Source organism: Hymenobacter sp. HDW8, assembly GCF_011305775.1.
GTDB lineage: Bacteria > Bacteroidota > Bacteroidia > Cytophagales > Hymenobacteraceae > Hymenobacter > Hymenobacter radiodurans.
In genome coordinates, this window is the sequence record NZ_CP049907.1 from 3344936 (window position 1) to 3369799 (window position 24864).

The 24864-nt window shown below is 54.3% G+C and carries 18 protein-coding genes and 1 pseudogene; 13 read left to right on the forward strand and 6 right to left on the reverse strand.

Translation table 11 applies throughout. From position 1 onward, the window contains the following. The first annotated feature begins 136 nt into the window (after positions 1-136). From G7064_RS14250 to prmA, 3 genes are all read left to right on the forward strand, one after another. Positions 137-898: an ABC transporter ATP-binding protein gene (locus G7064_RS14250; RefSeq protein WP_166074109.1), complete on the forward strand. Its 762-nt coding sequence runs from the start codon at positions 137-139 to the stop codon at positions 896-898. Then, positions 877-2241, forward strand: coding sequence for a hypothetical protein (locus G7064_RS14255; RefSeq protein WP_166074110.1), 1365 nt, complete (start codon positions 877-879; stop codon positions 2239-2241). The genes G7064_RS14250 and G7064_RS14255 overlap by 22 nt, the downstream gene beginning before the upstream one ends. Positions 2242-2356: 115 nt before the next feature. Further along, positions 2357-3190 carry a 50S ribosomal protein L11 methyltransferase gene (gene prmA / locus G7064_RS14260; RefSeq protein ID WP_166074112.1) on the forward strand — a complete coding sequence of 278 codons (834 nt, stop codon included), beginning with the start codon at positions 2357-2359 and terminating at the stop codon, positions 3188-3190. A gap of 74 nt (positions 3191-3264) precedes the next feature. On the opposite strand, the gene G7064_RS14265 is transcribed toward prmA, so the two are convergent. The 4 genes from G7064_RS14265 to G7064_RS14280 form a co-directional block, all read right to left on the reverse strand. Beyond that, positions 3265-4302 carry a LacI family DNA-binding transcriptional regulator gene (locus G7064_RS14265; RefSeq protein WP_133274157.1) on the reverse strand — a complete coding sequence of 346 codons (1038 nt, stop codon included), beginning with the start codon at positions 4300-4302 and terminating at the stop codon, positions 3265-3267. 93 nt (positions 4303-4395) lie between these two features. Continuing rightward, positions 4396-6348 (reverse strand): sialate O-acetylesterase, encoded by a 1953-nt coding sequence (locus G7064_RS14270; protein WP_240935505.1) that lies wholly within the window; start codon positions 6346-6348, stop codon positions 4396-4398. Positions 6349-6482: 134 nt separating this feature from the next. Further along, positions 6483-7616, reverse strand: coding sequence for a glycoside hydrolase family 43 protein (locus tag G7064_RS14275; protein ID WP_166074114.1), 1134 nt, complete (start codon positions 7614-7616; stop codon positions 6483-6485). Between the two features lie 74 nt (positions 7617-7690). Next, the gene (locus tag G7064_RS14280; protein WP_166074115.1) at positions 7691-8836 is read right to left on the reverse strand and encodes a glycoside hydrolase family 172 protein; all 1146 of its coding nucleotides are present in this window, start codon (positions 8834-8836) and stop codon (positions 7691-7693) included. 372 nt (positions 8837-9208) lie between these two features. Here G7064_RS14280 and G7064_RS14285 point away from each other — a divergent pair, with 372 nt between their 5' ends. The 3 genes from G7064_RS14285 to G7064_RS14295 all read left to right on the forward strand — a co-directional run bounded on the left by G7064_RS14285 (position 9209) and on the right by G7064_RS14295 (position 12896). Then, complete coding sequence (locus G7064_RS14285; RefSeq protein WP_166074116.1) at positions 9209-10231, forward strand: family 43 glycosylhydrolase; 1023 nt, start codon at positions 9209-9211, stop codon at positions 10229-10231. A 285-nt stretch (positions 10232-10516) separates the two neighbouring features. After that, positions 10517-11572: a family 43 glycosylhydrolase gene (locus G7064_RS14290; protein ID WP_166074117.1), complete on the forward strand. Its 1056-nt coding sequence runs from the start codon at positions 10517-10519 to the stop codon at positions 11570-11572. 181 nt (positions 11573-11753) lie between these two features. Further along, on the forward strand, positions 11754-12896 hold the full coding sequence (locus tag G7064_RS14295) for a cellulase family glycosylhydrolase (RefSeq protein ID WP_166074118.1): 1143 nt from the start codon (positions 11754-11756) through the stop codon (positions 12894-12896). An 80-nt stretch (positions 12897-12976) separates the two neighbouring features. Here G7064_RS14295 and G7064_RS14300 read toward each other — a convergent pair. Together G7064_RS14300 and galK are read right to left on the reverse strand one after the other, a co-directional pair. Further along, positions 12977-14043: pseudogene (locus G7064_RS14300) on the reverse strand (UDP-glucose--hexose-1-phosphate uridylyltransferase). A gap of 41 nt (positions 14044-14084) precedes the next feature. After that, entirely contained in the window at positions 14085-15257 is a 1173-nt protein-coding gene (gene galK / locus G7064_RS14305) for a galactokinase (protein WP_166074119.1), read from the reverse strand. Between the two features lie 733 nt (positions 15258-15990). Here galK and G7064_RS14310 point away from each other — a divergent pair. The 7 genes from G7064_RS14310 (at position 15991) to G7064_RS14340 (ending at position 24831) form a co-directional block, all read left to right on the forward strand. Continuing rightward, positions 15991-17055, forward strand: a complete 1065-nt coding sequence (locus tag G7064_RS14310) for a carboxypeptidase-like regulatory domain-containing protein (protein WP_166074120.1) — start codon at positions 15991-15993, stop codon at positions 17053-17055. A 32-nt stretch (positions 17056-17087) separates the two neighbouring features. Next, complete coding sequence (locus G7064_RS14315; protein WP_240935883.1) at positions 17088-19115, forward strand: SusC/RagA family TonB-linked outer membrane protein; 2028 nt, start codon at positions 17088-17090, stop codon at positions 19113-19115. Positions 19116-19180: 65 nt separating this feature from the next. Next, positions 19181-20677, forward strand: coding sequence for a RagB/SusD family nutrient uptake outer membrane protein (locus tag G7064_RS14320; protein ID WP_166074121.1), 1497 nt, complete (start codon positions 19181-19183; stop codon positions 20675-20677). A gap of 166 nt (positions 20678-20843) precedes the next feature. Then, complete coding sequence (locus tag G7064_RS14325) at positions 20844-21980, forward strand: glycoside hydrolase family 43 protein (protein ID WP_166074122.1); 1137 nt, start codon at positions 20844-20846, stop codon at positions 21978-21980. Positions 21981-22058: 78 nt separating this feature from the next. Further along, positions 22059-23102: a family 43 glycosylhydrolase gene (locus G7064_RS14330; RefSeq protein WP_240935506.1), complete on the forward strand. Its 1044-nt coding sequence runs from the start codon at positions 22059-22061 to the stop codon at positions 23100-23102. A gap of 96 nt (positions 23103-23198) precedes the next feature. Continuing rightward, positions 23199-23624: a family 43 glycosylhydrolase gene (locus G7064_RS23265; protein ID WP_166074124.1), complete on the forward strand. Its 426-nt coding sequence runs from the start codon at positions 23199-23201 to the stop codon at positions 23622-23624. After that, positions 23524-24831, forward strand: coding sequence for a family 43 glycosylhydrolase (locus G7064_RS14340; RefSeq protein ID WP_240935507.1), 1308 nt, complete (start codon positions 23524-23526; stop codon positions 24829-24831). The genes G7064_RS23265 and G7064_RS14340 overlap by 101 nt, the downstream gene beginning before the upstream one ends. The last annotated feature ends 33 nt before the right edge of the window (positions 24832-24864 follow it).

Below are 24864 nucleotides of genomic sequence, written 5' to 3' on the forward strand. Positions count from 1 at the left end.
GTCCACCCAATTTATGTTGGGTGGGCGCCATTTTTTGTGCGCTAGAGTAGGGGTCGGCCACGCGCTTTATGGTACCTTGTCTGCGATATTCTTCCCTGAGTAGGCCGTGATTACTTACGAATATACTTCTTGATAAATGGAGCTAGAATTACGCCGTATTACCAAATCATTTGGGCCGAAAAAGGTCCTGCACGATATTTCCTTCGCCGCGCAAACGGGCTGCTGTGTCGGGGTGTTGGGGCGCAACGGAGCGGGCAAAAGCACGCTGTTCAATCTGCTTACTAATGGGCTGTTGCCTAGCAGCGGCGAGTTGTTGCTGGATGGCGTGGCGCTGGGCGAAACGTTCCCGATGTCAGTGAAGCGGCGCATGGGTGCGCTCATCAACCAAGGATACTTAGTGGAGGAGCTTACGCCCATCGAGTATCTGCAATTCGTGGCGCGCATTTACGAACTGCCCGACGCCATGACGCGCATCGAAAGCCTGCTAGCGCACTTGCTGGAAGACTACGAGACCGTGCGCACCAAGCGACTCAGTTCCTTTTCAACGGGCATGAAGCAGAAGGTCGCTGTGGCCTCTTGCCTGCTACATCGTCCCGAGCTGCTTATTCTCGACGAGCCCTTCAATGGCCTCGATGTGTTTTCCGTCGAGCGCATGCTCGACTTGCTGAACAGCTACCGGCCGCAGGCCATCACGTTTGTATCGTCGCACAACCTGACGCACATCGAGAAGGTCGCCACCCATTTGCTTATTCTGGACGAGAGCGAAGTGAAATACTGGGGCACGATGGCGGACTTTCTGCAAGGGCAGCAAGCCTACCTCAACGACGCGCTGCTCCAGCTGCTCCAACCCACTACCGCCTCCACCCAGGATCTGACATGGCTGACCAACCAACGCTAGGCCACTTTCTGCCCTACCTAATAAAGCGTCGTCTGCGGGCGGTAGTCTGGCCCGCCGCGGGCGAGGAGCGGGCCGTAAATATGCTCCTGCTGGGGGCAGGTTTATTGTATGGGGGGCTTTTTGGGGCAATTTGCAACAGCGAGATGAAGCCCGCCACCTTACAAGGATTTCTGCTGGGGCTGAATAGCGTTCTGTTTGTCTCTACCTTATTGGTAGATTTTATGCCCTCCTTTCGGGCGGTACAGCGGCCCTTGCCTGAGCATTTTCCCGTATCCGACAGGCTGAATCTGATAACGGCGTTTCTGCTCGATTTCATTTCTCTGCGCAGGGTTGCCCTGCTATTCGGACTGCTGTTAGCCCTAGCCATAGCCCAGAGGTTGCGCCTGGAAATTGGGTTCAGTCTGCTGCTGATTCTGAGCGCCACGGCGGCCAGCTTCAACCTGCGCTTGCTGTTGTCGTTGGGGCGCTGGCGCCACCCGGTGGTAGTGTTGCATCTGCTCAGTCTGGCGGTGGCTGGCGTGTGGCTAGCTCTGCCTAATGCCCCTTACCACGCAATGCTAGGAGTACTAATGGCCCTGTTGCCGTGGGTACTGTGGGGCGTGCAGTTGTGGTGGCTGGGGGGCTTTTTCAACGGTCGCCATCTAATAGCTGGCGCGCCCGATGGTGCCATCCGCCTATTGGCTCGCTTAGCGCCCGAGAGCAAAGCCTACGTGTTGAAAGTGTGGGTGCCGCTGCTGGTAAGCCTACTGTTTAAACTCGTGCTAATGGGCGTCTGTACCATGATGGAGCTGATAAAAGCCGACGGCACGATGCGGACAAACGGGATATTTTATGTGGCGTTCTTGCCTCTGCTAACCTTCACCTATATCAACAATAACCTCTTTGGCTACCTCATGCCGATCATAGCCAACGAAATCCAGCGAGTTGGCCTGACGCCGCGCATACTCAAGCTCTACTTCCGGTTGGTTGTACCCGTCGTGCTGACCGATTGTGTTATATCCGCTGTGCTGTTGCTGATTTTTTTTCCGTCCAGTATCTGGCACCTGCTGTGGCTGCTGCCGCTGAGCGTAGGTGCGTTACTAAGTGTCGGGTTGTGGGCTAGCTTCTATCACGCTAAGCCAGTGAAGAAGGTGAAGGAACTGAGCGCGATGCGCAACAACACCTCGCAGCTCATGAGCACAGCTTCTGTGCTGCTGATGGTTGGATTGTGGTTTATGCCATGGTGGTGGGTGCGCGTGGCCATCGTTGTCGTGCTGATGGCGTCTGTTTGGCTATTGATCAATCGAGTTCGGCGCAACGATGGCGACCTGCGCCGCCAGCTATGGCGTAGCATCGGCGCTTAACGCAACGAGCAACGACGGCTTTAAAGCCAATGTATTATAGCTGAGTTTTTCCTGCGAACTTTGCCGCCCGTCTCAGGGCGGCATTTTCGTTTCTGACTTTTCTTTTGTGCCCCTTATGGATTTTGTGGAAGTGCGCGTGCTGGCCCCGCGCGAGTTGGCCGATATTCTGGTAGCTGAGTTGGCCGAAGTGGGCTACGATACCTTTGAAGACCACGACGAGGGCTTTTGCGCCTACATCGGCGAGGGCGATTTCAACCCTGATGCCGTAGCTGAGGTAATGGCCCGCTACTCGGGCATCGGCACGCTCGACTATAGTCACCGCATCATCACGCGCCAAAACTGGAACGCCGAGTGGGAGAAGAATTTTCAGCCCCTTGTTATTGCCGATAAAGTATCGGTGCGGGCGCCGTTTCACCCTAAGCCCGAGCCGATTGAGTACGACATCGTAATCATGCCGCGCATGTCTTTCGGCACCGGCCACCACGAAACCACCGCCCTGATGATTGAGAACCAGCTAGGCGTCGATCATGCCGGCAAGCGCGTGCTGGATATGGGTTGCGGCACGGGCATTCTGGCCATCATGGCGGCTCAGCTCGGCGCCCGCGAAGTGCTGGCCGTCGATGTAGAACCCTGGACGGTGGAAAACGCTGCCGATAATGCCGCCGAAAACCACTGCACCAACATCGAATGCCGCTTGGGGGGCGTGGAAGTGCTGGAAGGGGAAGCGCCGTTTGACCTGATTCTGGCCAATATCAACCGCAACGTGTTGTTGGAAGACATGTACGCCTACGCGGCCCTGCTGCCCACTGGCTCACCTATTCTGTTCAGCGGTTTTTACCAGGAAGATTTAGCGCTGATTGAGGAAGAAGCCAATAAGCATCAATTGGTATTTCAATCGCACCTCACCAAGAATAATTGGGTTTCCGCCGTCTTCACGAAAGTGGCTTAAAGGGCTATGTTCTACCGCAAAAAAGCCCCCCAGAAATATTTCTGGGGGGCTTTTTTGCGGTAGAACATAGCCCTTTACTTTCCGCCGACTTTGTCCTTGATTGAAGAATCCCGAATAATAAGGTCAGGCTGAAGTACGATGCGGCGGGGCGAAAACTTCGTGCTTTTTTCCTCCACTAGCTCCAAAAACAGGCGCACCGCCGACTGCCCCATCTGCTCGCAGCGCTGGTCGACGGAGGTGAGCATGGGCTCCGTGAGGGAGGTAAATGACTCGTTGCTGAAGCCGACCAAGGCTATATCCTCCGGTACCCGCAGGCGCTGGGCTTTGAGCACTTGCATCGCTCCTACAATGGAGAAGTCACTGGCCGAAAACACGGCATCGGGCACTTCCGGCAGTTGCAGCAGGTGCTTCATGCCCACAATGCCGTCTTCTAGGGTCATGTCGCAGTAAAAAATAAGCTCCTCATTGATGGGCAAATCGTGTTCCCGCAGGGCATCAAAGTAGCCTTGACGACGATTTTTGTAGATATTCAGGTGCTGCGGGCCCGCAAAATGCGCAATGCGCCGACAGCCTTGCGCGATGAGGTGCTTGGTGGTCAGATAACCGCCCTCGCGGTCGTCGATGACCACGGCATTCACATCTTGCCCTTCCAAAACGCGGTCAAAAAACACGAGTGGAATCTCCCGTTTGCGGACCTTTTCGAAATGCTTGAAGTCGCGGGTGGTGCGGGCCAGCGACACCAAGATGCCTTCTACCTGCGCATTAATAAGCGTTTCGATGTTTTTGCGCTCGTGCGTTACGTCCTCGTTCGATTGGCAAATCAACACGTTGAAACCCGCTTTGCTGGCCACTGTCTCGATGCCATGCATTACAGAGGAAAAGAAGTGACCGTCAATGTGGGGTACTATCACGCCCAGCAAATTGCTCTTGCCTTTGCGTAGTGCCGCCGCTAAGTGGTTGGGCTGATAGTTAAGCTCTTGCGCCAGCTTCCACACTTTTTTCTTCGTAGCCTCGCTAATACTGGAATGATTGCTAAGCGCCCGCGAAATGGTGGAAACGGATACATTCAGCTCTTTCGCCATATCCGAAATAGACGCTCGCTTGCTTGCCACAGAAGTAGATTTTTAGAGAATAAAGAAATAGCTACGCAACACTTAATGCAAAAAATGACGCAAAAAAGTTGAGTAATCTACGCAAAAAGTATCTTACTTTTTACCTTCCGTGACACCCGGCCAGGTATCTGTGCGAAAGGACGAGGCTGGCAGGTTTTCTTTATTATAAAGATTGACAAATGGGCTGTTGCCCCAAGCATAGCGCACGGCAACCGGCTTGGCTACTTGATCGCTATAGAGTACGAGCGAATTGCCCTCCAGCTTGCCCTGGGCCCACACAAACTTGCGGTCGGTGCCGGCAATGGCAAAGCCTTTCAGGTAGGGCCCGCTGTTGTCTTTCAGTATGAGGCCGCTGCCCATATTATCGAATTGCAGTCGAACGCGGTTACCCTCCACCTTCATCGACTTATAGGCGGGGCCGGAAGAAACTACGGCTTTATCGCCGTAGGCCACGCGCCGCGCTTCTAAGGCTAGGCGATGCCCTACATCTTGCTTGTTGAGGGGGTGAATATCGTTGGGGTTGCCGAGGTCTAGGGCGACGGCCATGCCGGTTTTAGGCTGAGCAAGCGTCATCAGTTGAGCTTCCCGCAACTCAGCCCAGGCATAGTCGGCGGGTTGATCTTGCTGGGGACCAAAACTGGCCAACTGTACATATAGGAAAGGAAGGTCTTTCTGTCCGAACTGGGTGCGCCAATCCTGAATAAGGGCCGGAAACAACGCGCGGTACTGATACGCGCGCTCGGCGTTGCTCTCGCCCTGATACCAGATTACACCCTTCAGGGCGTAGGGTACTAGCGGAGCAATCATGGCATTGTAAAGCATTGTCGGCTGGTTTTGGGTGCCGCCGGGGAAGGGATTTTTTGGAACGCTGGCCGGATCATAGGCAGGTTGGTATTGCCAGGGGCCATTTAGCGGTATAGTTTGGGTAGTCGTTTTGAGATAAAGCTCCTCAGGCTTGCCCCAGATGCCCCCACCTCCGCCCGTATCTACCACGCGCACCGCAATGACGTTGCGGCCGGCACGCACGGCAGTACCTGGCACCGTGTAGCCTCTGGGTTGGGTGTAGCCGTTAGTGCTGCCCACCAATACACCATTGAACCAGGTTGAGTCACGGTCATCGATTTGGGCCAGCGAAAGCGTAAGCGGCTGACCAGCAACGGTGGCAGGCAGCGTTACTTCCCGGCGTAGCCAGATAATGCCGTCGAAGCCGCGCAGCTCGGGGTGCTCCGGCTGGTCTTCCCATAGGCCGGGCAGTTGCATCGTGGGCCAACTGGTAGGTGTGTAAGCCGGATCAGTCCAAGAAGTCTGCCCAGGTATCAGGCCCCTATCCTGACTGGCGGGGCTTTTCTTCCACGCGGCTAGGGCGGCCTGATAATCGGCCTGTTGGCGCGCCGGACCCGTGCTGGACTCCAAAGCTGCCACCTGGGGGGCAAATTCCGGGAAGTTGCGCAGAGTTTGTCCGCTGGTCCAGGCTTCGGCGGGTGTGCCGCCCCATTCGCTCGCAATCAACCCAATGGGTACCTTGTACTGCTGGTGTAGATCGCGCCCGAAGAAGTATGCCACGGCCGAAAAGCCCCCCACCGTTTCGGGACTGCACACTTTCCAGCCTTCACTCTTGAAGTCCGCCTGTGGGGCAGCCGCCGTGGCATCCTGCACATTGAGCAGGCGAATACGAGGAAAATTTGCCTGGGCTATTTCCTGCTTAAAGTTGACTACGTTTTGTTGCAGCGGCCATTCCATGTTCGACTGCCCGGAAGCCAGCCACACATCACCCAGCAGAATGTCGCGAATTTGAATGGTATTCGAGCCTTTAATACTCATCTCGTAAGGGCCACCCGTTGGCTGAGCCGGCAGCGTCACCGTCCATTTGTTTCCCGGTCCGCCCGTTTTGGCCGGGTAGCTTTTTCCTCGAAACGAAACTGTTACCGCTTCGCCCGCGTCGGCCCACCCCCAGAGTTGCAGGGGCTTATCTCGCTGAAGCACCATATGGTCGCCCACCAGCTTCGGCACACGCACGGTAGCTTGCGCCGAAAGCTGCGTAAGCAAAGTCAGTAGGAGAAGAGGATATTTGATAAGTCTCATAAAGAGTAGTACGTAGAACAAGAATTCAGCTTAAGTATTTAATTAGTAGCGGTCATGCTTCGCGGTGCGCTGTATGACGTTCTAGGGGGCGAAACTCTCTACGTCAAGCGAGGCTGAGGCGTGTAGGTGGGGCCCTGGCAGCGCGGACCTTCGGGTGTCCAGAGGAGCAGGTCGATGCATAGTTGCCGCTCTTTCATGGCTTCGTCCCAAGCGTGATACACGAGTACTTCGGTTTTGCCATCGGGGCTCATGGCGTGGGAGTGGTGGCCCGGGCCACGCACTTTGCCCGGTACTGAGTGCAGTACACGGGCGCCTTTCTCGGCACCCGCATCGGAGTAGGGTCCGAGAATAGAATCAGCAACCACAAAATCGACGCCGTAGCGGTCGGTCAGGAAGTTGGCGCCGCTGTAGAAACAGTAGTATTTGCCTTCGTGCTTGCGCATAAATGGTCCTTCCAGCGTGTGCCATTGGGCAAACACCTTGTTATCATAAATAGGCATGCGGCGGTTGGCTTCAAACAGCGTCCAGGGGTGGCGAGCCCGCATGACGGTGCGGCTTTCATTGGCCAACTTGGTCATGTCGATGAGTCGATCTACTACGAGGCCGGTGCCCGGATAATAGCCGTCGTTGGAGTCGATAAAATCGCGGGCGTAGAAAAGGTACCACGAGCCATCGGTGTCCTGAAAGGGGTGAGCATCAATAGTGAACTTGCTTTCCGGTACGTCCATTAGCGCCACTTCCTCATAAGGCCCGGCTGGTTTATCACTGGTAGCTACGTGCAGGCGGTGGCCCACATTGGCGTTGATAGCGCCGCCACCTCTGGAGTAGTACATATAGAACTTGCCGTTGACAAACACTACTTCTGGGGCCCAAAAATCGGCTCCTTCTGAACCTGCGGGCGGCGTGAGCGCGCCGCCTACTTCCTCCCAATCGTAGAGATTTTTGGAAGTCAGAATAGAGAAAATGCGCCCGTCTTTTTTCTGGCTTTGGCCGGTGGTGGCAAAGGCGTAATAGGTGCCCTCGTGCCGCAGCACAAATGGGTCGGGAAACTGCCCCGCGTACACGGGGTTGGTGTAGGTACCACCGCTTTCAGCTTTACCTTCAGTGGGCGCTTCGGGGTTGCTATCTGTGGCTTCGTTGCTGCGCGAAGTACAGTAAGGCAAGAACGCCAGCGCGCCCAAACCGAGCGTGCTGCGCTGAAGAAATTCGCGACGGGAGGAGTGAAGAGGCATAGTGGGGGGCAAAAATGACGGATTGACGTGTTGATGTAGGATGAGTTGGGCCAGATGCAATGCTGAACTGAGCGTTACTTGGTTTCTAGATCGTCTTTGCTGGGTAGTTTAGGAAATGGCGCGTGCGGCTCCGTTTGGTACCAAAAAGCCGTTGACGCCACATCATCCTGCAGGGGCAGATATCGGCCATTGTAGCGCCAGCCCAACGCCTGAATGGTAATGCGCAAATCTTGCTGGAACCGGACCGGATCCGGGATGTGCCAGCGGTACATTCCAAAACGCGTATTGGCCTGATACAGCCCGTCGGGCCTTATTACCTGGTGCAAACCCACGTAGGGTGTGGTGTACTCTTGGTACTGCTTGGTCTTCTTGTTTTCGAAGTTGTAGGAACCTAAAAAGTAGTCTTCGGTGCCGGTGCCATTAATGGTGGGCCACTCCTTGTCGCCATCCATGTAGAACTTGATTTCGCCTTCGCCCCACCAGTCGTTGCTGTTCACGCCCCAGGCCATGTAAGTGCCCACATAGTGCCCGCGGCCTTTTACGCCGTCCAATATGGTGTAGGGTACTTTGTACTGGGTTGGGTTCTGGCGCCGAAACTGGGCGTGAAAGTAAGCCGCATCGTTGGGCACATCGGTGAGTGTGTAGTCTATTTGGTAATACAGCACCATGTCCTTCTCATCGATATTCTCCATCGTGATGCGACACTTCTTACGGAAGGGCATCAACCAGTAGGAATTGAATGAGCTACCGGGGTTTACCACAACCGGAATGGAGTTGAGCATGGCTACTTGACCCCAGCCTTGGCCAAAAAAATCGCCCACCGGTACTTCAACCGAGGGCTCTTTCTCCTCATCCCAATACATGCGCAAAATGGCAAACCGCCACAGTCCGGTGGGTGTCATCCAGATGTGCTGAATGGCCCCCGAGCCATTGATTTCGGCCACCGTTATGGTCTGACCAGCTTTGATGATCACGCTGGGGCTCACTTTCCAGCCCTGGCCCAAGTCGCGGGAAGCGTTTTTGCCAGTTCCTTCCGTAGCCATACCGCCTTTTCCTTTCGCGCCGTTAAAGTTTTCGGGGCTGATAGAGCGGGTCTGGGCGTCGGAGAGCCGGTACAGATTTCCTAATTCAGACCCGAGTCCATTGAAGGTGGCTTTTTGAGCCATAACTGGCCCCAGAGTGCCCAAAAGCAGGAGAAGGAGTAGCGTGTTTCGTAGCATAAGCAGAGGTTAAGTACGGTGGCTAGTCGGGGCGGGGAAGCGAATAACCGGAAGCGCAACTATGCGCAAACGTTTGCACAATATAATAATCTGTCTTAGATTGGCCGCATCGCTCGTCCAAACTTATCTGGGCAACTTCCTACTGCACTAGTAAAATTGGCTGTAATAGCAGTCGTTACCTAGGAAGGATCATCGGCCTTTCTTCCTTCACTAGCAGCCTATGAGTAAGAATAAGAACTTTTATCTCAACCGGATCGATGCTGACTTGCTGCGGCATGCGCCGCTCCGGCAACTTTCGGCTCCAACGTGATATAGTAGTTGTTGCGGCTACTAAACAAACGTTTGCGTTTACTACTCTACCTACCCTTACCTATGAATATCAAACAACGCTTTCTCTTGCTGGCAATGCTCGCCGTTATGCCCTTCGTGAGTGAGGCTCAAACGGCGGCCACCTTCACTAATCCCTTGCTTGCTAATGGCCCCGATCCGTGGGTTATCCGGCAGGGTGATACCTATTATTACACGAATACTATGGGCAACCGCTTGGTGCTCTGGAAAACCAAAGACTTGAGTCAAGTGCGTGAAGCCAAGCCCGTAACGGTGTGGACGCCACCTGCTACAGGGCCGAACTCATATGAGATATGGGCGCCAGAGCTACATTTCCTAGATGGTAAATGGTACCTCTATTACACAGCCACCGACAAGGCAAATTTTGGGGATAACACGCGCTACGTATTCGTTCTGGAAAACGCCAGTGCCGACCCTACCACCGGAACCTGGACTGACAGGGGCAAGGTGAATACGAAATACACAGGCCTCGACGGCAGCGTATTTGAGCATAAAGGGAAACGTTATTTCGTGTATTCGGCCTACGTGGGGCCGCAAAGCGTGCTGGCAATTGCGCCCATGCAGAACCCCTGGACCCTGCAAGCCGGCAAGGAAGTGACAATTGCCACACCTACCTACGACTGGGAAAAAGGCGGCGGGCGCCAGATTCTGGAAGGACCGGAGTTTTTGCCCGGCAAAAAAGGCCAGTTATTTATTGTGTACTCAGCCAGCGCCTGCTGGGACGACAACTACTCGCTCGGCATGCTCACGGCCGACCAAAATGCCGATCTGCTGCAAGCCAGTTCCTGGAAAAAAGCCCCCCAGCCGGTGTTCAAAAAGTCGGAGGCTAATAGCGTGTATGGCCCCGGTCACAACAGCTTCACCAAGTCGCCCGACGGTAAGCAGGATTGGATAGTGTATCACGCTAAAGATGCTGCCACCGGCAAATGCGAACAGCGCAGCTCGCGCATGCAGCCTTTTACCTGGAATACCGATGGCACGCCCAACTTTGGCGCCCCTGTATCAACCAAAAAGCCGCTGCCTCGCCCTAGCGGCACTTCAAAATAAGACTGGGGGGCTTTTTTGAGAGCTTTCTATAAATGATAAAGGCGGTCATGCAGAGCGGAGCGAAGCATCTCACGTGCTGATGTTGTTTCGTTGTCATCCTGACGAAGGAAGGACCTTCTCACCCTGAAACGAGTCATAGTAATACTAGTCGTTTAACTGCCATAAGGTCCTTCGCAAGCTCAGGATGACAGATGATTTATACAGTTAGCTTGGCAACATCAGCACGCGAGATGCTTCGCTCCGCTCTGCATGACCGCCTAGAACTAGAGTTTACAATTGCATAGAATGAAAAAACTGCTGCTTTTACTGCTGCTCGGCTGTAGCGTGGGCCCCACCGCCTGGGCCCAAACGCCGGCTGCTTCCGATAACACCTTTACAAATCCACTCTTGCCTGGAGGAGCCGATCCGTGGAGCATTTACAAAGACGGCTATTACTACTACACCAACACAACGGGTCGCAACATCACGCTCTGGAAAACTAAGTCATTAAGCCAGCTAAAGAACGCTCCCAAAAAAGTAGTCTGGACGCCGCCTGCCACCGGCCCCAACTCCAAAGATATCTGGGCGCCGGAGCTGCATTATCTGGGGGGCAAATGGTACCTGTACTACGCCGCCGACGCCGGCACCAACCAAACGCACCGTCTGTGGGTACTCGAAAACTCCTCGCCCGATCCAATGGAAGGCACGTGGGTTGACAAAGGCAAAATCACGGACCCCACCGACAAATGGGCCATCGACGGCTCGGTATACGACCACGATGGGCAGCTGTATTTCGTGTGGTCGGGCTGGGAGGGCGACGTAAACGGCCGCCAGGAAATCTACATCGCCAAGATGAAAAACCCCTGGACTATAGATGGGGAGCGGCACAAACTTTCCACACCTGTTTTTCATTGGGAGCGCAATGGCGACTTAAACAATCCGAACGATCCGCCCCATGTGGATGTGAACGAAGGTCCGCAGCTGCTGCGCCACGGCAAGAAAATTCACCTAATTTATTCAGCTAGTGGTTGCTGGACCGATACATACGCTCTGGGCATGCTCTCCGCCTCCGCTACCAGCGACCTGCTTAAGCCCGGCTCCTGGACCAAAACTATAACGCCCGTTTTTCAGCAGGCGCCTGCGGTAAAAGTGTACGCACCGGGTCATAATTCCTTCTTCAAATCGCCGGATGGCACCGAAGACTGGATTCTCTACCACGCCAACGACGAGGCAGGTCAGGGCTGCGGCCGTTTCCGTACGCCCCGCGCCCAGAAATTTACCTGGAATGCCGATGATACGCCCAGCTTTGGGCAGCCCATTTCCACTGGAGTAGCCCTGCCCAGGCCTTCCGGCGAAAAGTAAACGTTGCTCACTATTAAAAGGCAGGCTTGGCCCTAAGCAGTGTAACTTCTTAAAAACGACCCGGCGGCGGCCACAACGTGCAAATTCGCTTCGGTACGCTGCCTCCTGCCAGTGCCAGTAAGTAGCTCGAAGCTTTGAGAAAACTTCCTATACATCCACACTCTCCCCAAATCTTAAGCGCATGAAGAAAGCTCTGCTATTTATTCTGCTGTTGCTGGTGGCAACGCCCGAGGTTCAGCTACAAGCACAAAATCGAAAAACCAAAGCAGCCAAAACGTCCAAAGCCGCGGTTGGTACCCGCTGGACGCCGGAAAAAGCCAACGCTTGGTACAAAGCCCAGGATTGGATGTCGGGGGCCAATTTTACGCCCAGCACCGCCATCAACCAGCTCGAAATGTGGCAAGCGGCCACCTTCGATCCTGCTACCATCGACAAGGAGTTAGGTTACGCCGAAAGTATCGGGTTCAACACCATGCGTGTGTTTTTGCATCACTTGGCGTGGGAGCAAGACCCGCAAGGATTTAAGAAGCGCATGGATCAATACCTGGGCATCGCCGACAAGCACAAGATCAAGACCATGTTCGTGTTCTTCGACGATTGCTGGAACAAGGACTACAAAGCCGGCCCGCAGCCTGCGCCGAAGCCTGGCATTCACAATTCAGGCTGGGTGCAGGACCCCGGCGGTGAGCCCACTTCCCAGGACTCGACCCTATTTCCAGTGTTGCAGAAGTACGTCACCGACGTAATGACGCAGTTCAAAAATGACAAGCGCATTCTGCTCTGGGACTTGTATAATGAGCCGGGCAACAGCAACCACAAGGAAAACTCTTTACCACTGGTACGCAACGTATTCCGCTGGGCCCGCGCTGTCAACCCCGATCAGCCGCTGAGCATAGGCCTTTGGGCCTGGGATTTTGAAAAGCTGAACGCCTTTCAGGCCATGAATTCGGATGTAATCACCTACCACTGCTACGACGACACGCCCGCTCACCAGCGCATCATCGAAATGCTGGAAACCCACGGCCGGCCACTCATCTGCACGGAGTATATGGCTCGTATTCGGGGCAGCCGGTTTGCTAATATTATGCCGCTGCTGAAGAAGCAAAACGTGGGGGCTATCAACTGGGGCTTGGTTGCGGGCAAAACGAACACGAAGTATCAGTGGGATACGCCTCTAGCCGACGGCAGTGAGCCAATTGAGTGGTTCCACGAAGTATTCCACCCCGATGGCACGCCCTACCGCCAGGACGAAGCAAGCGTGATCAAGCGACTGAACGCCGAAAAGGCCGATGCAGCTATTGAAGCCGCGCTAAAAGCCAAATAATCTTAGCCCGTAAAAAAGCCCCCAGAACTGCTCTGGGGGACTTTTTTACGGGCTAATGTTCTCCGTTCTTAAAGCTGATGTTACTTGGCTTCCGTTTCTGAAGATGCTAACTGCTTGTAGTGCACGGCGGGCAAACTGCGCAGACGCTCGGCCGCAAACTCGGCCGTCACGTCACGCTGGGGGTTGGCCAGCAGCTCGTAGCCTACCATAAACTTACGCACCGTAGCGGAGCGCAGCAGCGGCGGATAGAAATGCATGTGCAGATGCCAGCTTTCGTGCGCTTGCCCGTCGGTCGGGCGTTGGTGCAGACCGGCAGAGTAGGGGAAAGAAATCTGAAACAGGTTGTCGTAGCGGATAGTGAGCTGGCGCAGAATAGCGGCAAACGCGTCTTTCTCGTCGTTGGTAAGCTGCTCGATACTGGTTACGTGGCGACGCGAAACAAGCAGCGTTTCATAAGGCCACACGGCCCAGAAGGGCACCAACACCACGAAATGCTCGTTTTCGACCACTACCCGAGTTTTTTCCTGTAGCTCCACTTCCAGGTAAGCACTGAGCAAGCTGCGACCGTGCTCGGCAAAGTAGGCGGCCTGCTGAACGGTTTCCTTGGCCGGGTCAGATGGCACCGTCCGCTGCGCCCAGATCTGGCCGTGCGGGTGCGGATTGCTGGCGCCCATCATGGCTCCTTTGTTCTCAAATATCTGCACGTAGTTGATATCCGGCCGGGCGCCCAGCTCCAGATACTGCTCTACCCACAGGTCCACTACGCGCCGAATGGCTGGTTCGTCCATCTCGGGCAGTGTCAGATCGTGGCGGGGCGAAAAGCAGATAACGCGCGCCACTCCTGATTCGGCTTCGGCGCGCAATAGTCCGCCCACGGTTATCTCACCCACGGGCGCATCGGCTTGCAGCGCGGCAAAATCGTTGGCAAATACGAAGGTGCTATCGTAAGGCGGGTTCACAATGCCCCCACGCGCGTATTGCCAGGACAGAGGTAGCAGGTGGGGTCGTAGGTGAGCCGCACGTCGGCTGGTGTTTCTTCCTGCTGCCCCTGCCACGGCCGCTTCGATCGGTGAGGTGATACGAGTATCCACTCGCCCGTAAGTGGGTTGTAGCGGCGGTGGGAGTGTTCGGCGGTATCAAATGTCATGGCAAGTAGCGGTTGATAGTGAATAAATGAGCAGCGCGATTCTATCTGCTTGCTTCTACGCTTTCCACCACTTCTACGCCGCTTACAATACTAGCCCGATAGGTTTCAAGCGATAAGTTTAGCTTCCGCTGATAACCAGCTATCATGTGCTCTACAAAAGCATCTACCTTATCGGTTTCTACTAAGTTGATAGTGCAGCCTCCAAAGCCGCCCCCCATCATACGCGCCCCTAATACGCCTGGCAGAGGTCGGGCCAACTCCACCAATACATCGAGCTCCCGGCAACTCACTTCATACTTATCGCGCAATCCGGCGTGTGAGCCATACATTTCCTGACCGAAAGCCTGAAAGTTGCCTTCCAGCAAATGTTGACAGGCAGCTTCCACCCGCAGGTTTTCTTCCACCACGTAGGAGCACCGACGATACAGTACATCGCCTAACTCGGCCTCGTGCGCCTGAAGCTGCGACAAGGTAGCATCCCGTAAACTTTTTACCTCCGGATAATACCGCTGTAGCAGCGCCACGCCCTGCTCGCATTCGTGGCGGCGGGTATTATATTCGGAGCTGGCCAAAGCGTGCTTCACGCCGGAGTTGCACAGAATCAGACGATAAGCGGTGGTATCGAAGGGGAAATACTCGTAGTCAAGCGAGCGGCAATCTAGGCGTACAACGTGGCCGGCGCGCCCAAAGAGACTGGCAAACTGATCCATCAGGCCACTCTTTACACCAGCAAATTCGTGCTCAGCGGCCTGCCCCATGTGAGCCAGTTCCAAGCGGTCAAATTTGCCCCCCAGCAACTCGTTTAAGGCAAAAGCCAACCCGCATTCTATGGCTGCCGAGGATGACATGCCTGCGCCCAGTGGAATATTACCCCCGAACACACAATCAAAGCCAGGCACATCTGCGCCCTTTCGTTGCATCTGCGCCACAACACCTTTCAGATAGTTTGTCCACTGCGTTTTGCCGGGCTTTATCTCTTCGGTCAGGGAAAAATCATGCGTCTCATTCAGGTCCTGTGCCACGAGGCGGGCCGTATCGCCGCCGTTTAGCCCAACCGCAAAGTGAATCTCCTTGTCTACTGCGGCAGGCAATACAAAGCCGCCATTATAATCAGTGTGCTCACCAATCAGATTTACCCGACCCGGAGCTCTCACCAAAAGCGGAACATATCCGAAGTGGCTTTCGAAGGCAGTAGTTATAGAGTGGGAAGACATAAGGGTATAAGGCAAAGAATGAAACAAAAATAGGGGGGGGAGAAGAGCAATGCTAAAGGTGAGAAACCCGGTTGTAAAACGCAAACGATTGCGCCTTTTAGTTGCTAACGAGTACGTCTCCTTGCTATTCGCTTGGTGTGTAAAACCCCGGTCATAAGAATACATCAAAGCAGGTCGCTAGCGGGCCCAGAAAACTAGTAAATGACTACAGTTGCTAATGACGAATAAATCTTTATATAATTGATTTTCAAAGTATTAAGTCAACAAATAATGCTTTGCGATTAGGTTTTTCAAATTGCGCTAGTGCAAGTAGAAATTGCTAAGTTTTAGAATTTGGTATTTGAAATTAATCCTAAGGATATGATTCAGTCAGCTAAATAAGATCTGCCTGCTTCGACTTAATATAATGCAGGAATTACTGTTGATAGTTTTATCAATGAATTGTCGAGCTAACGAAAATTGCATGATTTCTCTTGACATTAGTTTAATTTCCTGTTATCCTTACAGCACTTACTTACTTGGCTGAGAGCCATAATGCCCGTTCGCGTGCGTTTTCTCTGGCCAACATCAGTAATAATTCAGTTCACCCCGAAGAATAATGCTTCCTGGTCAACTGATTTTTTTAGCAAAGAGTCCGCAAACGTTTGCGCACATAGTAAGATTTGCTTGCCATTTATATGTGCTTCCATTCTCCTTTCCTGAACGAACACCTTCCCTATCCTACCTTTTCTCTATGAAAAAGACTGTACCCAAGCTGCGCTGGCTCGCCATTCCAGCGCTTATCTGCTACCTGCCGCTTACCGTCGCTGCCGCGGCTAACGCCGCGGCCAGCGTACGTGCAGCACTGCCTTCCGCTGCGATAATCCAGACTCCTGATGTAACCGTGACTGGTCGTGTGACGGATGAAAAAGGCGAGGGCCTACCCGGTGTGAACGTAGTGGTAAAGGGCACTTCCAACGGCACCAGCACTGATGTTGAGGGTCGTTATAGCATCACCGTGGCAGACAACGCAACATTAGTTGTTTCCTACGTGGGCTATACGCCCCGGGAAATTGCCGTAGGTGGCCGCACCACTATTGATGTACCCCTAACTCCTGATGCACAGGCACTATCAGAGGTAGTAGTGCTGGGCTACACCACCCAAAACCGCCAGAACTTGACCAGCGCGGTGAGCCCCGTAGACGTGGCAGCGGCCAAAAGGGCACCTGTAGCAACTATTACGGAAGCTATCCAGGGCCGCACCACTGGCGTCCAGATTTCGAATAGCGGCACGCCTGGCCAGGCTCCTATCTTTAATATCCGCGGTATTGGCACACTCAACGGCGGTAGTGCTCCGCTATTCGTAGTGGATGGCCTTTGGACGAATAATATCCGCGACTTGAATCCGTCGGATATTGAATCGTTGACGGTCTTGAAGGATGCGTCCTCAACGTCCATCTATGGCTCTCAGGGGGCAAATGGCGTTGTCATTATCACTACGAAAAAGGGTAAAGCGGGCAAGCCAACTATTGGCTTCAACGCGTACGCTGGTGTACAAAACGTAGTAGACCGCTGGGATCTGACCAACGCTAGCGAATGGGCTGCACTCAGCCGCGAAGCTTACCAGAACGCAGGCCTGACGCCCCTGGCTTCCGCGGCTAATCCGGAGAACTATGCCAACACCGACTGGCAGGATGAGATTCTGCGCACCGGTACCGTACAGGACTATAATCTGAATTTCTCAGGGGGCTCAACAGGGGAGAACTTCAGCACCAATTTCCTGATCTCGGGGGCTATTTTAAACAAAAAGGTGCGCTGATTGGGACGGACTTTGAGCGTTATACTCTCCGCCTGAACTCAGGGCTGACGGCCGGTCGCTTCAAGCTAAGCGAATCCCTGCAGTTGGCTCACGCCCTCACCGACTTGCCAAGTGGGGCTCCCTTCCAAGATGCTATCCGCCTGCTACCTACTATTCCTGTTTATGATCCTACGGAAAGCACTGGCAGCGGCTTTGGCTATGGTAGCCCAGCGGCTAACACCTTTGGTACCAATCCGGTGGCGTCGCAGCTCATCCGGGACGAGTCGCAGTACAACAACCGCCTTCAGGGTAGCGTCAATGCGGAATACGCATTCTTCGACTTCTTATCGTATAAGTTGAATGTGGGGGTAGAAACCCTAGACTATGTCGACCGCAACTCGCGCAAATACGGCCGCATTACCCAGAACCAACCACAGAACGAGTACCAGTCGACGTATCAGGAGCAGCGAGGGGATAACTCCTTCCTGATCGTAGAAAACATTCTAGATTTCAATAAGCAGTTCGGGGATCATGGGATTAATGTAATCCTGGGCTACTCGGAGCAGAGAGGTAAAAACACCTTCTCGCGGGGACTAAACCGCGGATACGGTACTGGCCCAAACTATAACTTTGTACTCAGTGCGGGTACTACTGGTCCAGAGGTTACCGGAACCGATTCGGAGTACTCCAAACGGTCGTATTTCACGCAGGCCGTCTACGATTATAAGAACCGCTACCTGCTTACAGGTAGCTTCCGTCGCGACGGGTCTTCCCGCTTCGACCCCGAAAACCGCTACGGTAACTTTGGTGCGGCTTCCCTGGGCTGGCGCATCAGTGAGGAAGATTTCCTGAAAGAATCAGCTCCTTACATCAGCAACCTGAAAGCCCGCGTCAGCTACGGCGTAAACGGAAATGACGCGATCGGTGAATACCGCTATCAGGGCGTAATTAATCAGAACGCCAACTACGTGTACAATGGTAACGTGGTAACTGTAGGTTCGATCCAGACGACCATTCCCAGCGAAGGGATTAAGTGGGAGTCACGCTTTACCACCAACTACGGTTTAGATCTGGGGCTTTTCGATGACCGCATCACTTTATCCGCCGACTATTACACCTCCCGGACGGAGGATGCGCTTGTAAACCCGCTGCTGCCAATTTATTTGGGCAACTCAGGTACTCGGCCCTTCGTCAACATTGGTGATATCGAGAATAAGGGTTTTGAGCTCCAACTCGGCTACCAGGACAACCGCAGCGCCTTCACTTACGGGGTAACGGGCAACCTGACCACCGTTAAAAATGAAGTACTGCGCCTTTCTCAGGAAGGGCAGAGCATTCCGAGCGGTGTTACCCGGACAGAGGTGGGCCACCCAGTAGGCGCCTTCTTCCTGATTCCATTTGATGGTGTGTTCCAGACCCAGGAGGAAGTAACCAGACACGTAAACTCTGCTGGTCGCGTTATTCAGCCTTATGCTGCTCCTGGCGATGCCCGCTACCGCGATACGAATGATGACGGACAGATTAATGACTCCGACCGTATTTTCTACGATACTTCTATTCCGAAAATTCAATATGGCTTAGGTGCTAACGCTGGCTTTAAAGGAGTAGACTTTTCCTTGCTCTTCCAAGGATCGGGGGGCAACGAATTGTTCAACGTAGCCCGCGCTACTATGGACCGCACCGACGACCCTGCTAACTTCCGCGCCGACTTCACGCCTTGGCGGCCAGATGCGCCTTCCAGCTCTACCCCGCGCGCCCTGCAGGGTGGCGGTACTACGGCCAACCTGCGTGAAGCTGCTGCTTCTAACGCTCGGGGCAGCTCCCGCTTCCTGGAAGATGGCTCTTACTTGCGCCTAAAGAACATCTCGATAGGCTACACGATTCCTGAGTCTTTGACGGGCAAAGTGAAGGGTATCAGCAATGTGCGCATCTATGTGACAGGCCAAAACGTGCTGACCTTCACCGACTATAGTGGTCCGGATCCGGAGGTTGTGAACGGCAACTTTTTTGAGCGGGGTGTAGACTTTAGCTCTTTCCCCAACCTGCGCACCTTCACGGGCGGAATTCAGCTTGGTTTCTAAACTATTTTGGTTGATCAGCGCTTACTCTTAAGCGCTGATCTTAAACCTATTACCATCCTGTAGTCATGAAAATAAATAAACTTACCGTAGCAGCACTGGCTGGTATATTGTCGCTGAGCAGCTGCGAAAAAGATCTGCTGGAAAAGGTGAATCCCAATCAGCCCTCCACGCAGGACTTCTGGAAAACCCAGGACGATGCAATGAAGGCAGTGACGTCGGCTTATGGCACGTTACAGCTGCCCGGTACCTATAGCCGCTGGTACTGGTTTGCCACAGACTTGCGCTCTGATGAAGGATATAGCGCCAGCCCTTGGACCGACCTCGCCAACTTTACTCGTTTTCTTCAGCTCGATTACAACTTCGAGCCTTCTGAAGTAATGTGGACCGACCATTATCGGGGCGTGTACCGTACCAATCAAATCATTGCCAACCTGCCTACCATCACGACGATGGATGCGGCCATGCGGACGCGGTTGCTGGCCGAAGCACACTTTCTGCGGGCGCTATATTACTTTAACCTGACCTCGCTCTACGGCAATGTGCCCATGATTCTGGAAGTTTCTACGGCTACCTCACGGGCGCCCCAAGGAACCATTGAATCAAACTACGCGCAGGTGCTGGCTGACTTGGCTATTGCTGAAGCAGGCTTACCTACTGAGTACACGGGGGCTGATATCGGGCGTGCTACCAAAGGAGCCGCGCAGGCGCTGATGGGCAAAACCCTTATGCAGCAACGTAAGTGGGCTGAAGCATCAGCGCAATTCACGAAGGTTATCAGCTCAGGCAAGTATAGACTGGTTGAAAACTACGTGGATAACTTCACGATGACAAGCGAAAATAACCCCGAGTCCGTCTTCGAAATACAGTTCTCTGATGCTTTGCAGGGTGATGCGCAAGATGCTCCTGGCGGATCGGAAGGTAACAACCGGGCTCAGTTCTTTGGGCCTCGTGGCATTGGCTGGAGCGATGGTCAGCCTCGCCGTTGGTTGTTCACCGAGTTCTCCGATCTTACTGCCACTGGGGGCGTAGATCCACGTCGTGATGTTACGGTATTCAACTCTGCCATGCCGATTTATGGCCGGACATATGCTCAGCGTGGCTATAATGATCCGAATGAACTGTTCTGGCGCAAATACCAGAACGACCGTACCCGGACTTTTGAAGACTACCACTCAGGTATCAACATTCGCGTTATCCGCTACGCCGACATCCTCCTAATGCAAGCTGAAGCGCTCAATAACTTAGGGCAAACAGCGGCGGCTATTCCGCTTATCAATCAGGTACGCGCCCGTGCTGGTATAGTGCCGCTAGCGGGTAGCTTCAGCCAGGCGCAGATGAAAACCCAGATTCTGCACGAGCGTGCTGTCGAGCTAGGTGGTGAAGGTGTTCGCTTCTTCGATTTGACTCGCTCTGGCCTACTCGATAACCAAGCCGGCGTTGATCAGATCAAGACGCGCGACCAGGACTTCCTCAACTTCGTGCCCGGCAAGTCGGCCTTATTGCCTTTGCCCCGGACAGACCTCGACATTGATAAAGGTCTTAAGCAAAACCCCGGTTGGTAATCTATTACTGGCCGCGGGCGACTAGCCGCTAGTATTTCCGTTCCGGGCCGGGACAGTGCGTGACTACTGGTCACCTCTGCTTCTGGCCCGGAATTTTTTTGGCTGCTAGGGGCAACGGGCTTATAAAAAAGCCCCCCAGACGCATTCTACAGTTACTACTTTGCCTATGCACCTGATTACCTGTCGCTTGTTAGCGGTGCTCATTATTTGTACCGGTCTCCTTGGATGCCAGCGTACTACCACGGCGCCGGATGTGGCTGCCGCGTCGGTACTGGGGGGCAAATCTTCGTTTACCAATCCAGTTCTAAACGAAGATTTTCCTGACCCGACGGTTATTAAAGCTGCTGATGGGTACTACTACGCCTACGGTACGCAGACGGAGCGCAAGGGCAAAGTGCTCAACATACAAGTGGCTCGCTCCCGCGATCTGGTTGCCTGGGAGCATCTGGGCGATGCGCTGCCCCAAAAACCTGCCTGGGCCGATACTACTCAGAATTTCTGGGCACCGCATGTGAGCTTTCACGATGGGCGCTATTACCTCTACTATTCGGCTGAGCCGAACATTCGCAAATACCCGGTGAAGGGCAAGGAAGTAAATGGGCTGTGCCTGGCCGTGGCTACGGCTACATCGCCCGCCGGACCCTTTGTTGATAGTGGCCAGCCAATGGAGTGCGGGCCGAGCTTCGTCAACATTGACCCGATGAGCTTCGACGACCCCGCTACGGGTAAGCGCCTGCTGTACTGGGGTTCCGGCTTCGAGCCCATCAAAGTGCGCGAGTTGGCGCCCAATCGTACTTCGTTCGCGCCGGGCAGTACCGCCACCAATCTGATTAAAGCTGATACTTCCAAAACCACAGATAGCTATCAGAAGCTGGTGGAAGGTGCGTGGGTGGTGATGCGTGATGGCTGGTATTACCTGTTTTACTCCGGTGACAACTGCTGCGGCCCCAAAGCCCACTATGCCGTGCTGGTGGCCCGCTCGCGCAGCGCTACCGGCCCCTTTGAAACGCTCGCTCAAGCAACTGGTCGGCCCAACAGTGCCGTTCTGGTGCGCAACAACCAATGGTTGGCGCCCGGCCACAATTCCGTCATCACGGATGCCGCCGGCCATGACTGGATTGCTTATCATGCTATCAACACCCAAAAAACCGCTGCCGGAAGCCCGGCTGGCTCGGGTGGGCGGGTAATGCTCCTCGACCGGTTGGAATACCAGGATGGCTGGCCGCGCGTAGCTGCCAACGGTACTCCTTCAGCAGGCGCGGTGCCTGTCCCTGCCACGAACACTACACCAGCGGCTAAATAAGTGCCGTATTGTGTAAATGCTCCATTCATTAGTTCCTATTCCCTTTCTCTATCCTGCTCAATGTTAATAAAAACTGTCTTGCGTAAACCGCTCACAATCTTGCTGCTAGTAGGCTTGCTGGGGTGTAGTAAATCGGAGACGTCCTCGGTTACGCCACCCCCACTGGTAGTTGACGAGACGACGTATGCGAATCCATTGCTGGCTTCCGCTCCCGACCCTTGGGTATACCAAAAAGATGGGTTCTATTACTTCATGAGCACGACGGGGGGCAATTTGTCGTTGCGCAAAACCGTGAAGATGTCGGAGTTGAGCAAAGCGGCACCAAAGGTTATCTGGACGCCTCCACCGGGCAATACCTACCGCGATATTTGGGCCCCAGAGATCTATTTCTTCGACGGAAAATGGTACGTGTATTTTAGCGCCGATCCGTTTTGCTGCAACGGGCACCGCGTGTTTGTATTAGAAAACTCGTCGCCTGATCCCACTACGGGCACTTGGGTCGATAAGGGCCGAATTGCCAATCCTACGGAAGACTTTTGGGCCATCGACGGAACGGTGCTGGAGCAGAACGGGCTGCGCTATTTCCTGTGGTCGGGCCACCGCGAAACGGCTGATGGGGTGCAGCGGCTCTACATTTCCAAGATGAGCAACCCCTGGACGCTGACCGGGCCGCGCGTCGAGCTTTCCAGCCCCGAGTATGAGTGGGAAAAGAAAGGTGAGCCGGACGTCAACGAAGGCCCCGAAGTGCTGAAGCACGGTAACAAGACGTTCATCGTGTACTCAGGCAGTCACTGCTCCACCGATGACTATGTGCTGGGCCTGCTAACCGCCTCACAAACCGCCGATCCAATGGATCCAAAATCCTGGACCAAAACTCCAACCCCAGTTTTTGTGAAGAATCCCACTGGCAACGCCTACGGGCCCGGCCACAATGGCTTTTTCAAATCACCGGATGGTACGGAGGACTGGCTGATCTACCACGCCAATGTGGCGACGGGGCAGGGGTGCGGCGATGCGCGGAGCACGCGCATGCAGAAATTCACCTGGAATGCCGATGGCTCCCCCAACTTTGGGCAGCCTGTGCCAACTGGCAGCAAACTGCCGCGACCCAGTGGCGAATAAAAGGCTGCTTTACCTCTGAATACAGTTTTATAGCTTCAATTCCTCATAAGCTGATACCCAAGACTCCGCTCCTCTTCTTACTCCAAGCTCTCTTCCGTGACTACTTTGCTCTCTTCCTTTTCTAAAAAAGCTGGCTGGCTGGCTACGCTTGGTCTTAGTGTAGTAATTGGTTGTCAGCCGCCGGCTACTGCCACGCAGCCCGCTGACAACCCCACAGCCACGGCGGTTACACCTGAGCCTGCGGCTCCCGCAACACCCACAGCGCCGCCTATACCTAACCCAGTTCTACCCGGTGACTTTCCTGATCCATCGGTAACGAAAGTGGGCACTAACTATTGGGCCACAGCTACTTCGTCGAATTGGGGGCCTGTTTTTCCTTTGCTCAAATCCGATAATCTAACCGATTGGAAGATCGTCGGGCATGTGTTCCCAGAAATGCCCCCAGCTGGGCCGACTACTACTTTTGGGCCCCGAAATCAATCAGGACAATGGCAAAACCTATGTGTATTACTCTGCCCATAAGAAAGGCGGTAACCTGGCCGTAGGTGTAGCTAGCGCCGACCGGCCCGAAGGCCCTTACCGCGACCATGGCTTCCTGGTAGGGCAGCCCGCCGGCTCTATCGATGGTTTTCCGATGCGCGATGAGAAGGGGCAGCTTTATCTTGTCTGGAAAGAAGATGGCAACAGTGTGAAGGAGCCGACTCCCATTTGGGCCCAGCGCCTCAACGAGGAGCGCACGGCCCTCACCGGCGAGAAAACCGAGCTGTTTCGCAATACGGCACCTTGGGAAGGCAATTTGGTAGAAGGTGTGGCTATGGTGCGCCACAACGACTACTTCTATGCTTTTTATGCCGCAAATGGCTGCTGTGGTAGTGGCTGCACGTATGCTACCGGCGTGGCCCGCGCCAAAAACCTACTCGGACCTTGGGAGAAATACGACAAGAACCCCATTTTAGCCCCCAATGATACCTGGAAATGCCCCGGCCATGGCACGGTGGTGCAGCACGATAACCGGTGGTACTTTCTGCATCATGCCTACAAGAATGAGGGCTTTCAGAACATAGGCCGCCAGGGCGTACTAAGCGAATTTACCTGGAATGCGGAAGGGTGGCCCGAGTTTACGGGCGGCAGCACGCCCGCCACGCAAACGGCTAACCTGGAACAATATGACGTAACCGACGAGTTCGACGGACCCGCACTTGGCTTAGCTTGGCAATGGCCCGTCACCGCCAAGCCGAAAATCGCAGTGCGCGAAGGCAAATTGCAGCTTACTGTCCGCCCTGAGGTCGCGGGCGCGCTGCTCGGCCAAACGACCTATACCACCAATTATACCGCTACCACCCAATTCGATCCTACGATGCTGCCCACCGGCGTACAAGCGGGGCTGACGACCATTGGAAATGTGGAAAATACGCTGGCGCTTACGGCTGGCGGCGGTAAGCTCCGCCTATGGCAGCTGAAGAAAGGCAAGCGGGAGAATATGGGCGAAGTGGCGTTGCCGAAGGGTAAGAATCTGACGTTGCGGGTGCAAGCGGAAGGCGGCAACAAATACCGTTTTGCCTATAGTCCGGATGGTGGCCAAACCTGGCAAAATATGCCCGCTAGCGGTGACGCCATCGATGGTAGCTTCCTTCCGCCCTGGGATTTGGGGGTGCGCGTAGGCGTGTTGGCTCAAGGCCCAAGCTCAGCTACCGTCGCTTTTGATCGGTTCACGCTGGACAATCAGTAAGCTCTTGCCGGTAGCCAGCGAATGTGAACAGAA

What these genes read in the sequence shown, in the direction of transcription:
- G7064_RS14255 (WP_166074110.1), top strand. Translation starts at nt 877, where the DNA reads ATGGCTGACCAACCAACGCTAGGCCACTTTCTGCCCTACCTAATAAAG.
- G7064_RS14320 (WP_166074121.1), top strand. Translation starts at nt 19,181, where the DNA reads ATGAAAATAAATAAACTTACCGTAGCAGCACTGGCTGGTATATTGTCG.
- G7064_RS14280 (WP_166074115.1), bottom strand. Translation starts at nt 8,836, where the DNA reads ATGCTACGAAACACGCTACTCCTTCTCCTGCTTTTGGGCACTCTGGGG.
- G7064_RS14290 (WP_166074117.1), top strand. Translation starts at nt 10,517, where the DNA reads ATGAAAAAACTGCTGCTTTTACTGCTGCTCGGCTGTAGCGTGGGCCCC.
- G7064_RS14295 (WP_166074118.1), top strand. Translation starts at nt 11,754, where the DNA reads ATGAAGAAAGCTCTGCTATTTATTCTGCTGTTGCTGGTGGCAACGCCC.
- G7064_RS14250 (WP_166074109.1), top strand. Translation starts at nt 137, where the DNA reads ATGGAGCTAGAATTACGCCGTATTACCAAATCATTTGGGCCGAAAAAG.
- G7064_RS14285 (WP_166074116.1), top strand. Translation starts at nt 9,209, where the DNA reads ATGAATATCAAACAACGCTTTCTCTTGCTGGCAATGCTCGCCGTTATG.
- galK (WP_166074119.1), bottom strand. Translation starts at nt 15,257, where the DNA reads ATGTCTTCCCACTCTATAACTACTGCCTTCGAAAGCCACTTCGGATAT.
- prmA (WP_166074112.1), top strand. Translation starts at nt 2,357, where the DNA reads ATGGATTTTGTGGAAGTGCGCGTGCTGGCCCCGCGCGAGTTGGCCGAT.
- G7064_RS14310 (WP_166074120.1), top strand. Translation starts at nt 15,991, where the DNA reads ATGAAAAAGACTGTACCCAAGCTGCGCTGGCTCGCCATTCCAGCGCTT.
- G7064_RS14275 (WP_166074114.1), bottom strand. Translation starts at nt 7,616, where the DNA reads ATGCCTCTTCACTCCTCCCGTCGCGAATTTCTTCAGCGCAGCACGCTC.
- G7064_RS14325 (WP_166074122.1), top strand. Translation starts at nt 20,844, where the DNA reads ATGCACCTGATTACCTGTCGCTTGTTAGCGGTGCTCATTATTTGTACC.
- G7064_RS14340 (WP_240935507.1), top strand. Translation starts at nt 23,524, where the DNA reads ATGTGTTCCCAGAAATGCCCCCAGCTGGGCCGACTACTACTTTTGGGC.